Origin of the sequence: Pseudorhizobium marinum (genome assembly GCF_000705355.1) — a bacterium.
Classification (GTDB): Bacteria; Pseudomonadota; Alphaproteobacteria; order Rhizobiales; family Rhizobiaceae; genus Neorhizobium; species Neorhizobium pelagicum.
Genome location: NZ_JMQK01000017.1, coordinates 49,858 through 60,771 on the forward strand (window position 1 = coordinate 49,858; position 10,914 = coordinate 60,771).

General features: G+C 62.5%; 10 protein-coding genes and 1 pseudogene. All 11 read right to left on the reverse strand.

The annotated features are described in order from the left end of the window. Positions 1-55 precede the first annotated feature (55 nt). The 11 genes and pseudogenes from EO99_RS0118465 to EO99_RS0118515 all read right to left on the reverse strand — a co-directional run bounded on the left by EO99_RS0118465 (position 56) and on the right by EO99_RS0118515 (position 10,823). The gene (locus EO99_RS0118465; protein WP_029620079.1) at positions 56-1,609 is read right to left on the reverse strand and encodes an ABC transporter substrate-binding protein; all 1,554 of its coding nucleotides are present in this window, start codon (positions 1,607-1,609) and stop codon (positions 56-58) included. A gap of 94 nt (positions 1,610-1,703) precedes the next feature. Beyond that, positions 1,704-1,961 (reverse strand): annotated as a pseudogene (locus EO99_RS0118470) (helix-turn-helix domain-containing protein); the annotation flags it as partial. A 67-nt stretch (positions 1,962-2,028) separates the two neighbouring features. Continuing rightward, entirely contained in the window at positions 2,029-2,898 is an 870-nt protein-coding gene (locus tag EO99_RS0118475) for a glycine betaine ABC transporter substrate-binding protein (protein ID WP_029620081.1), read from the reverse strand. A 61-nt stretch (positions 2,899-2,959) separates the two neighbouring features. Next, entirely contained in the window at positions 2,960-3,841 is an 882-nt protein-coding gene (locus EO99_RS0118480; protein WP_029620082.1) for an ABC transporter permease, read from the reverse strand. Between the two features lie 21 nt (positions 3,842-3,862). After that, a complete protein-coding gene (gene proV / locus EO99_RS0118485; protein ID WP_051679952.1) occupies positions 3,863-5,095 on the reverse strand; it encodes a glycine betaine/L-proline ABC transporter ATP-binding protein ProV in 1,233 nt (410 codons plus the stop codon). 381 nt (positions 5,096-5,476) lie between these two features. Beyond that, positions 5,477-6,481 carry an SDR family oxidoreductase gene (locus EO99_RS0118490; RefSeq protein ID WP_037112399.1) on the reverse strand — a complete coding sequence of 335 codons (1,005 nt, stop codon included), beginning with the start codon at positions 6,479-6,481 and terminating at the stop codon, positions 5,477-5,479. A 77-nt stretch (positions 6,482-6,558) separates the two neighbouring features. Then, positions 6,559-7,197 (reverse strand): hypothetical protein, encoded by a 639-nt coding sequence (locus EO99_RS0118495; protein ID WP_037112403.1) that lies wholly within the window; start codon positions 7,195-7,197, stop codon positions 6,559-6,561. A 63-nt stretch (positions 7,198-7,260) separates the two neighbouring features. Continuing rightward, complete coding sequence (locus EO99_RS26400) at positions 7,261-8,196, reverse strand: CAP domain-containing protein (protein WP_051679953.1); 936 nt, start codon at positions 8,194-8,196, stop codon at positions 7,261-7,263. A 102-nt stretch (positions 8,197-8,298) separates the two neighbouring features. After that, positions 8,299-8,649, reverse strand: a complete 351-nt coding sequence (locus EO99_RS0118505) for a hypothetical protein (protein WP_029620087.1) — start codon at positions 8,647-8,649, stop codon at positions 8,299-8,301. 125 nt (positions 8,650-8,774) lie between these two features. Then, a complete protein-coding gene (locus EO99_RS0118510; protein ID WP_081852122.1) occupies positions 8,775-10,175 on the reverse strand; it encodes a PRC-barrel domain-containing protein in 1,401 nt (466 codons plus the stop codon). A 114-nt stretch (positions 10,176-10,289) separates the two neighbouring features. After that, positions 10,290-10,823: a superoxide dismutase family protein gene (locus EO99_RS0118515; RefSeq protein WP_029620089.1), complete on the reverse strand. Its 534-nt coding sequence runs from the start codon at positions 10,821-10,823 to the stop codon at positions 10,290-10,292. Positions 10,824-10,914: the final 91 nt, after the last annotated feature.

Here is a 10,914-nt window from a genome sequence, read left to right on the forward strand (position 1 = left end):
CCTCCGCAGACGCATGCCGGCCCGCCGCCGCAGCGGCCGGACCGGCAGCGTTGGGTTACTTGCTGACGTCTTTGAGATGCAGCAGGAAGGACGGCTGCAGCTTGAAGCCCTGAACGGCCGCGGTCGTCACGGCGTTCTGCTTCCAGTTGGCCACGAAGAGCCACGGCGCGTCGTCGTGCACGATCTGCTGGACTTCACCGTAGAGCCTGCCGCGTTCCGCCTGATCCGTGGAGGTGCGCGCCTGGTCGAGGAGCTTGTCGACCTCCGGGTTCGAGTAGTAGCCGGAGTTGAAGCCGCCGTTCTCCGGCTGCGCATCGGTGCGCAGCGTCAGATAGGGCACGGTGTCTGGATCATTGGTCATCCAGGCCATCTCGGCCATATCGGCCTGCCCCTCGAGACCGGCGTTGACGCGGCCGAGGAAGGTATTCCACTCGTAGCTCTCGATGGAGACGTCGAAGCCGACGGCCTGGAGATCCGCCTGGATCGCGGCTCCCATGACGACAGGATTGAGCATGCCCGAACCACCCTCGGTCACGTAGAAAGTCAGCTCCGGGTTCTCGACACCGGCCTCGGCCAGCAGCGCCTTCGCCTTCTCCGGATCGTATGGATAAGGCTCCACCGAGCTTTCGACCCAGTTGAACGCCGGCGGGATGGGGCCGGCGGCAACGGTCGCGGTGCCCTGCAGCACATCGTTGACCAGCGTCTCCTTGTTGACGGCATAGTTGGCCGCCTGGCGAACCCGCTTGTCGGCAAACGGCCCTTCCTTCGTGTTGAGGATCGAGAACCAGACGTGCGGGCCAGCCTGCTCTGCAACGGAGAAGTTGGCGTCCGACTTGAAGGAGGCGAGGTTGTCTGGCGGCACTTCGACCATGACGTCGATACCGCCGGCGAGCATTTCGGCAACGCGTGTGTTGGAATCGGTGATCGGACGGAAGACGACGGCTTCGAGCGCGGGCGCCCCGTCCCAATAGTCTTCGTTCCGCTCGGCGGCAACCAGCTGGTTGGACTGCCATTCCGCGAACTTGAACGGGCCGGTGCCGGACGGATGGCGCCCGAATTCCTGGCCATGCTCCTCGACCGCTGCGGGCGAGACGATCAGGCCGGTGGGATAGGCGAGATTGGACAGGAACGGCGCGAATGCTTCCTTCAGCTGGAATTCGACCGTGTTGTCGTCGATGACATTCACCGCATCGATGGAGGCGAAGTTGAAGGACAGCGGAAACGGGCCGGTGTCGTGGAAGGGGTGATCCTCCTTCAGCATCCGGTCGAAGTTGAACTTGACCGCCGTCGCATCGAAGGCCGAGCCATCATGGAATTTGACGCCCTGCCGAAGCGTGAAGGTATAGGTCTTCCCGTCGTCGGAGATCGTCCAGCTTTCCGCAAGCGCCGGCTCCACTTCGAGGGTCCCGTCCTTGTACCGGACCAGACCGTCGTACAGGTTCACGAGGATGCGGAAATCGTTGGTGGCGGTCACGGCATGCGGATCAAGCGACTGCGGCTCGGCAATCTGACCGACGATCAGGACATTCGGGGGTGTCTGCGCGGCAGCGGTGAAACCGACCAGCGCAAATGCGGCTGCAACAGCCGCCCGTTGAAACAGCCTCTTCATGGGGAAGATCCTTTCGATTTGGCCTGGTTCGGAGATAAGGTAGCCCCGTCATCCGCGATGACAAGGCGTTAGCCGCATTTGCGGACAAAGCTCAGGCGCTATAGCCGGGTCCACGACCCTGGCCGGCCAGGAGCCAGCCGACACTGACCTGCAGCACGCCGGCGAGCATGCCCAGACGGTTGGCGCGGGGCTCGGCCCGGTCGTTTTCCCAGTTGGACCAGGTTGCTGTTTCGACCCCTAGGATCAAAGCAGTCTCCGTCACGGATAGTGCCGCGGCGTCGCGAGCAAGGGAAATGCGTCCACCCAACGTGTCGTCGTCACAAACGGAGAGTTCGGTCTGTGCGTGGTCCATCAGAGCCTCCACCTGCCTTGGAAAAAGAAATGGCCGGCCGGGCAAAGCCCGACCGGCCGGTCGTCAATCAGTCCTTGCCTACCCAGGCATCGACCTGGTCCGGATGGTCTTCGATGTATTGTGCAACGGCTTCCTCGTAAGAGGTTTCCTGGGCATTGAACATCCCGGCCTCAAGATCGGCGATCGGCATCTTCATCCGCGACAGGAAGGCAGCAACTTCAGGACGGTCTTCCTGGAAACCCTTGCGGGCCAGGATATCGACATGCTCGGCTTCACCGAGTGACTTCTTCGGGTCCTCGATGTAACGGACATCGTATTTGCCGAACATCCAGTGCGGGCTCCAGGACGTGGCCACGAACCAGTCTTCCGAGCGCATGGCACGGTCGACGGTCGTCAGCATGCCGGCCTCACTGGAGATCTGCAGGTTGTAGTCGTCGAGGCCGTAATCCTTGACGGCCTGCTGCGAAAGCCGTGTCAGGCCAGCGCCCGGATCGATGCCCTGGATGGTGCTGTCCAGCTTCTCCTTGACCTCGTCCTTGGACAGGTCCTCGATCGAGCTGATCATGTCTTCCGGAATGTAGTTCGGGACGATCCAGCCGAGCTTTGCGCCGTCGTAGACGGTACCGATCGTTTCGACGTCGTCCTTGACCCTGGCGTAGTAGTCGGCATGCGTCTGCGGCAGCCATGCCATCATCATGAGGTCGAGATCACCGCGGCTGACGCCCTGATAGAGAGGCGCGACATCGGTCTGGACCAGCTCGACGTCCTGGCCGAGTTCATCCTCGATCAGCTTTGCGGCAAGTTTCGTTGCGAATTCAGCGTCGGACCATGCCGACCAGCCGATCTTCACGGGTGTGCCGTCCTGTGCCAGCGCGGTCGTTGCAACACTGCTTGCCATCGCTGCGGCGAGGCCCATGGAAAGAATTTTCTTGATCATATCTGCTCCTTTTTGGAAGGTTCGCATCGGGCGTTCTGCCCGCTTTGACGCATCGCGACGATCAGGCTGGTGCCTGTTCGGTCTGTTGCCGCGCTGCCTTCGGGAAGAAGGTGCGCCAGAAGACCGGCCGCTCCTTCCCAAAACTCTGGGTGATGCGGTCGAGAACGACCGCGAGAATGACGACCGCAAGGCCGCCTTCGAAACCGGTACCGACATCCAAGCGCTGGATGCCCGTCAGCACGGTGTTTCCAAGACCACCGGCACCGATCATGGAGGCGATCACCACCATGGACAGCGACAGCATGATCGTCTGGTTGATGCCGGCCATGATCGACGGCAGGGCGTTCGGCAGCTGGACCTTGAAGAGCAACTGCGACGCGGTGCAACCGAAGGCCTGGCCCGCCTCGACGAATTCGACGTCGACCTGACGGATACCGAGATTGGTAAGACGCACCACCGGCGGCATGGAAAAAATCACGGTGGCAATCGTCCCCGGTACGGCGCCGAGCCCGAAGAACATCGCCGCCGGAATGAGATAGACGAAGGCCGGCATCGTCTGCATCAGGTCGAGCACAGGCCGAATGCTGGAGGCGACGGAATCCTTGGCGGCCATGGCAATGCCGAGCGGCAGGCCGATGAGCATAGCGATGACCGTCGAGGCGATGACGAGGGACAGCGTCTCCATCATCGCCGGCCAGAGGCCCATGGTGTCCACCAGCCAGAGGGCAACGCCCGTGAAGACGGCAAACCCCGTCCCGACCCGCCAGAGCGACAGGAGGACGAAGATCGCCAGTCCCACCAGCATCGGCATTGCTGCCAAGGTGTCCTGAATACCGTCGGTAACGAAGCCGATGGTGGCCGCGATGCCTTCGAGGGCGGGAGAAAAGTTGTCGAGAATGTAGTTGACGATCGTGTCGACGCCGTCACCAATGTCGAAGTTCATGATTGCATCCAATCTTTGATGTCAGCTGGCGCGATCAAGCGTCTCAAGAAGAACCGACTTGCTGATCGATCCGACGTAACGACCCTGCTCGTCGACGACCGGCAGCGGCCAGGTGCTCCCGGCAACCCGCCCGAGGACGGTGGCGAGAGGCTCGCTCGCGGCAATCGGCTCGATGTCGGCCAGGAAGGCGTTGCGGTAGGGATCGGTGGAACCGGTCCGGACTTTCTCCACCAGTGACGTCTGACTGACCATGCCGTGGTATTTCTTGTCGCGGCCGAGAACGATGGCGTACTCCCGGTCGAAGTTCTGCATCCGCTCAAGCGCCGCCGCGACCGAAACGCCCTGGCGGTCGATGATCGTCACCTGCGTCTGGCGCGCGATGTCGCCGGCCTTGAAGACCTGAGTGACATCGACATTGCGGAAGAAGGATCGGACATAATCATTGGCGGGCTGCGTCACGATCTCGTCCGGCGTACCCACCTGGATGACGCTGCCGTTCTGCATGATGCAGATCCGGTCGCCGATCCGCATCGCCTCATCGAGGTCGTGGCTGACGAAGACGATCGTGCGGCTGTGTTCCGCCTGCAGGCGCACCAGTTCATCCTGCATCTCGGTACGGATCAGGGGGTCGAGCGCCGAGAAGGCTTCGTCCATCAGCAGGATCGTCGGTTCGCTGGCAAGCGCCCGGGCAAGCCCGACGCGCTGCTTCATGCCGCCCGAAAGCTGGTTTGGGCGACTGTCGGCGTAGCCTTCGAGCCCGACGGCCCTCAGCGCAACCATCGCCTTCTCCGTCCGCTCCGCCTCGCCCACACCGGCAACCTCCAGCCCGAAGGCGGCATTGTTGAGGACGGTACGGTTCGGCAGCAGCGCAAACGACTGGAACACCATGCTGATATCGCGGCGGCGAACGTCGATGAGTTCCTTGCGGGACATCTTGGTAATGTCGCGACCGTCGATCTCGATCGAGCCGGCAGTGGGCTCGATCAGTCGGTTGAGAAGGCGAAGGAGGGTTGATTTGCCCGAGCCGGAGAGTCCCATGATGACGAAGATCTCGCCATCCTTGACGTCGAAGCTGGCATCGTTGACACCGATCGCACAGCCGGTCTCGGCGTGGATCTCGGTCTTGCTCTTGCCGGATTTGACCATGGCAAGCGCCTTGTCGGGCCGTTCGCCGAAGACCTTGAAAACATTCTTCAGGCTGATCTTGAGCCGGCGGTCCTCTTCGGACACCGGAACAGAAGTATTGGCTTCCATATTTTTTTCTGCCTTGCGCCACGGCAAGGCAAACCTCCATCGACGGTGATCATTGGCGCAGTATTGCACCAAGAAGATGGTCAGCTCCCCGGAGTTTTGCGGCATAGGCAACAACAACAAGGACGCCCTCGAAAGATGTCCCGAGAGCGACGAGGCTGAGTATAAGCCACGAAACTGTTGCCGCCACGACGAATGGGTCAGAGGCGGCCAGCAGCGACTGTGTTGTCTACCTAACCCAGGAGAACTACGATGTCCATGGAAAATTCGTCCTACAAGGGGCCAATTGCCAAAACAACGTACCCAAAAAGCGGCTTAAGCGGTTAAGAATGTGCAACTATCTGCCGATCACCGCCACTGGATCCGTTTCGATCGCCGGCCGTGCTATCGGCGCAACTGCCGCCGCGCCACAGCCAGGGCCGTCACTGCCGCGATGCCGACTCCTGCGATCAGCACGCGGGCCGCTGTACCCGAGATGGCGCCGACCGCAGGCAGGGACTCACCGGCAAATCGTCCGCGGGCGGCCACGTCGAGGTCCACCGGCTCGAAGAGGTTATCCTTGCGAGAGGGATTGTGCGGGATACGGTCCATCTGCCCCTCGTAGGCCTGGGATGCGGCCAAACGATCCGCCAGTGCCGGCACGAGAAGGCCACCGATGATCGTCTTCACCGTCGGCCTGCCGATCCAGAGTTCGCGGGGTGCGGTCAAGCAGCCCTTGTAGATCTGTGCCGCTACGGCTTCGGGCTCGAACACCGGCGCCACGGGCCGCGGTTGCCGTTCGACCTTGCAGCGCGCCCAGTCGAACTGTGGCGTGTTGACCGCCGGCAGGTGGACCATCGACAGCCGGATCGGGGAACCGTCGTGGATCAGTTCGGAGCGGAGCGCATCCACGAAGCCACGGACAGCCGCCTTCGCCCCGCAATAGGCAGACTGCAAGGGGATCGAGCGGTAGCTGAGAGCCGAACCGACGCAGACGATCGTGCCGTGCCCTTGCCTCCGCATGTGCCGCAACGCAGCCTGCGTGCCATGCACCTGCCCGAGATAGGTAACATCCGTCACCCGCCTGAACTCATCCGGGTTGATCGAGGATACCGGCCCGAAGACCGTCACCATGGCGTTGTTGATCCAGACATCGATACCGCCCCAGGCGGCCTGCACCTTGTCGGAGACGTCATTGACGGCGCCGGCATCCGCGACATCCGCAGGGAAGACGAGCGCCTCGCCGCCCAGTCTGCGCACGTCCTCGGCCGTAGCCTCCAGACGCGCCAGGCCCCGCGCCACCAGAGCCACGCGCCACCCTTTTCGAGCAAAGACCTGCGCCACGGCACGGCCGACACCTGCTGATGCACCTGTTATCACCACGACGGGCTTGGAGGCTGGTCGATTCACTGTCGTCTCCGGTTACCTTTGGGTTTGGCTACGATGCTCAACAGATGGTGCAGGAAGGAGTGGCGGCAGCGCTGCGGTCAAGGCAGCTTGACGAGATCCGAGGCCAGGCGAAGTCGCTGGTCCGTCGTCTCGATCGCCAGCCTTACTTCCTCGTTGTCGGGAAGAGCCGCAGGGATTGCGATGGCCGTCTCGACTCGGCCATTGTCATCGCTCGAAAGCCTTTGGAGCTCGACGAAGCGGCCGTCCTCAAGCCAACCCAGCCGAACCTCCTGGCTGCCCGGCAAGCCGGCCGCTACGATCTGCAACTCGCCATCCGTCGTTGCGGTCACATCGAGGACGGAGCCCCGAGCAGGACTGGCTTCAAAGCCGGGAACTCCCAGATTCTGCCCAAACTCGATGACTTCGCGATTGAGGTCGGGATTGTCGGAAAGATATTCCGAAGCAGAGCGCCCTGTCGCGGTTGCCGCCTCGCCGATCTCGCGGCCTGCCTCTCCCACGGCGCGTCTGGCGCGATCCAGCCATCCCTCGCCGCCTTCCGCATCTTCCGCAGGCACGGTCGGTTCCTGCGCGGCGGCATCCGGAGCTGCCTCGTTCTGCGCCACCAGCACTTCGAGCGGCATCTCGCAGGCCCGCGTCTGACAAGTCGATTGTGAGAAAGCGGCTCCGGGCAACAAGACGACGGACGCCGACAACGACAGGATCAATAGGTTCTTCATGCGGATCTCCTTTTCGATACAACCCGCTGACAGGAGAGCGGTTCCAGAGCGCCGTTCCGAAGGCTACCGTACGGAGCCAAGCACGGCCACCGCCACTTTCTTGCCCTCTCCGTTGGCCCTCAGGGCAAAGCCGAGGTGGCTGGCACCGGAGCCCAGCAGGCTTTCGCGGTAGACCTGCTGATTTGTCCAATCATCGACGAAGGCTCTTACATCGCTGCGCGCAGGCTCCGGGCCACAGCCACCGCAGGCCCCGACGATGGTGACAATCTCCTCCCAGCGGCTGCGATCCAGATCGGAGGCCACCGAATTCAGTCCGGGAAGCTTGTCCGGATCCGGAACATCCGCGGGAATGAGCCGGCGGGCGATGTCGGTGAGAGCTTGCGAGGCAGACAGCGTCGGCACCCCGGCCTCCTGCCTGAGCTCGTTGATCGCGTCGAGAGCGACCGATAGCTGCCGATCCATCGCCAGCAGTTCTGTCGCCTCGCTACCAGTTCCGCGAGGGGTTCCGGGACCGGCAAAGGTCTGCACGGCGTAGAGACCCTGCTGGGGATGTACAACCACGGCAAAGCCGAAGCGCGAAAGGCCCGGCCTGAGAATGTTTTCCCGGTGCCCCGGACTGTCCATCCAGCCGCGCTGCAGCCTCTCGACGGTCGCCACGTCAGGCGTCTGCATGCAGTTCTCGCAGCGGGAGATATTCTCTGCCACGAGCTCCCACCGGCTTCCGCCTGCCGCTATGTAGCGATCCTGGACATCGTTTCCGTCCGGAGAGGAATGGGCGTAGTAGTCTCGCTCGATCATATCGTTAGCGTGCGCCAGCGCTGCTTCATTGAGATCTTCGCCGAGCGCCAGGGGTTCAAGATCCTGCGCCCGTCGGTCCTCATTGACCTCTTCAAGCGCTTCGGCACGCAGCATCGCCAGATCGCCGTCCTGTCCGAAACCGGAAGCAGTGCTTATCATCACGAAGAGAAGAACGATCGGAAACAAGGCAGCCTTGCGCATTTGGATCTCCCGGCGGGCGGCCGACATGGCCTAGAACGTGGAAGGACGCGACCGGCAAGCTGCCGCCGCGTCCCGAAGAGGGCGAAATGCCCTTGCGGATTCCTAGTCTTCCTCAGCAGAGCCGTCAGTCGATCCGGAGCCGGAGGTCGAGCCGCCGCTGCCCATGCCGCCCATCGGCGGGTCGATGACCATGAGGACGGTGTTGCCCTCTTCGGTCTGCGCACGCACGAGGTAGGAAGCGTCCAGGATCTCGACCTGTTGGAAGCCAGCCTCCGTCAGTTGCTCGCGAACCTTCTCCTGCGACGCCGCAGACATCTGGCTGGTGGAGGAGCCGGCCTGCGTCGACTGGTCGGTCTGGCCTTCGGTTGCATCACTGCTGGACCCGCCGCTCGTCTGGGCGAATGCGGGAGCGGCGAGAAGGCCGAATGCCATTGTCATTGCGATGGTTTTCATGGGGTCTCTCCTTCCTTGATGATGACTAACATTGAGTAAGGTCGTGTGACCTCCCTAGTCGGACCGGCAGCAGATACCGCCGGTCCCTGTCCTGACCGCCTCCCTTGAGGCGGCCGGGCTTTGGATCAACCTTCGTTGAGGCGATCTTCATCGAACGGCTCGATCGCCGTTGCCTCGCCGCGGCTGTAAGGCATGTCGTAGTACCGGCTGCCGGGAGCCCAGCCATAGCCGTAGCCATAGAACGGATAGGCAAAGCGTCCCCGTGTTCCGTAGCCGGCGTCGCGATCGACCACTGCGGCAACGATCCTGCCGTTGTCGAACACCAGGTCATTGACATAGCCATAGCCCTGGTAGGCGGTCTGACGGTTTGGCGAGACGGCAGTGCCATCCTGCGCCTGCCCTGCCTGCTGAGCCGCGGTGTTGCCCTCGTCGCCGCGAATGCGGGCGATATCGCCAATCAGCTCGGATGCGCGCCATGCACGCGGCCCCAGTTCTTCGTCATCGAGGTTCGAGACCACGTTCTCAGAAACCTGTTCCTGGGTTGGAATGGAGAGGACACTGAAGTCGTCCGCGTTATCCTCAGTCACCGGAAGCGTGACAGAACCGTCCTGACGGAAGGCCACCTGGTCCCACGGCACGCTGACGTGCGTGTCGCCAATGTCCCAGAAGCCGCCGACTTCCGCGATCAGCGCCAGAAGTTCGCCATTGGAGCCGACGATCAGATCCTCGACCTCACCGATTTCCTCGCCGTTTTCGCCGAAGACCTGACGGTCGAAGAGAGCTTCCGCGCTCCAGGCAGACTGGTACAGGCCTTCAGCATCCCATTCGTTAAGCGAGATGATCTCCCCGACCTCGACGTTGGAAGCGGACTGACTGGCCGTAGCCGATGTGCCGGCATTGCCCGATTCGACGGCTGCGGTTTGCTGACCTGTCCCGGCCTGCTGGTTAGTGCCCGCAGTCTGCCGGTTCATGTCGGTGTTCTGCTGACCCGTGGCTGCCGTGTTGGTGTCGTCCGGCACCAGAACGCTGACGACAGCGACCAGCTGCTCGGTTTCCTGCTGATCCAGGGTGCCGCTGCGGTCACGGTCACTCACGGTGGTGAGGCCGGTCCGGAATTCCTCCGGCGTCAGGTAACCATCATCCGCGCCCTGCCAGTCGCCGCGCAGATCGGAATCACTCAACGCAATGCGGAGCTCTTCATGGGACAACAGGTCGTTGCCGTCCTCGTCGAGCTCGGCGAAGTCCGGCGCGTCGGCGGTAAACCAGTTGTTCCAGTTGTTGTCGAAGGCCTGCTCGTTCAGCTGACCGTCCTGCCCACTCCAAAGCTCGTGAAGGCCACCGGTAAACTCGTCGCCCTCGAGGCGGTTGTTGCTGTTGCTGTCCCAGCGGGAAAAAGCATTGTCGCCGAGGCGGCGCACTTCATCAGAGCCTCCCGTGGCAGCGGTGCTTGCGGTCTGGGCGCTCGCAATCGTCGGCGACACCGAGGCGGCAAGAATCAACGCGAGCGCTGTCTCTAGTTTTCTCATGTCCGTTCTCCTTTTTCAGGAAGCAGAGTGCAGAAGGCCGCTCCGACGAACGTGTGCTCGCCGATCCCTACTTCAGATTAAATTCACGTCAGTTCAGGCGTCCTGGGACGCCAATCAGCGCTGTTCGATGACCGCGCAAGCGATCCGATCGCCGGAATTGCCCGAAGGCTGGCTCCGGTAGTCGTCAGCCGTGGCATGGATCACGATGGCCGATCCGTCGCCGTCCAGCACAGCCGCATCGCCTTCTGTCAGTCCAAGGTTCTCGTTGAAGACTTCGAAGACCATGGTGCCGTCGGCTCCAACGGTCTGGTTCGCCATGTCGCCGGCGTGGGGGCCCTCGTCGATCATGAAGCCATGATCGTTGTCGCCCGGGGCATAGTGCCCACCGGCGGACTGGAACCCGCCTTCGGCGTCGCATGTGCCGGTCTCATGCACGTGAAAGCCGTGCGGGCCGGCGGGCAGGTTGGCCACTTTGCCCTGGATAAGCAGGCCGTGGGGTGTTTCCTGGATCGTGGCGGTTCCGATGGAGTTTCCATCCGGGTCGATGAATGCCGCTCTCGCAACATCGGGGCTGATGGTCGCCTCCTGCGCAACCGCTGGCGATAGTATCGCAGCCGACAAGACTGCGGCTTCGACTAGTCGTCTCATCCGCTTCTCCCATTCTGGTTCTGCAAATCGTGCCTGCCGCAGGTGCGGCCAGAGGAGCCCTTATTTGGCCCCGTTTAGGACACACAGGGCT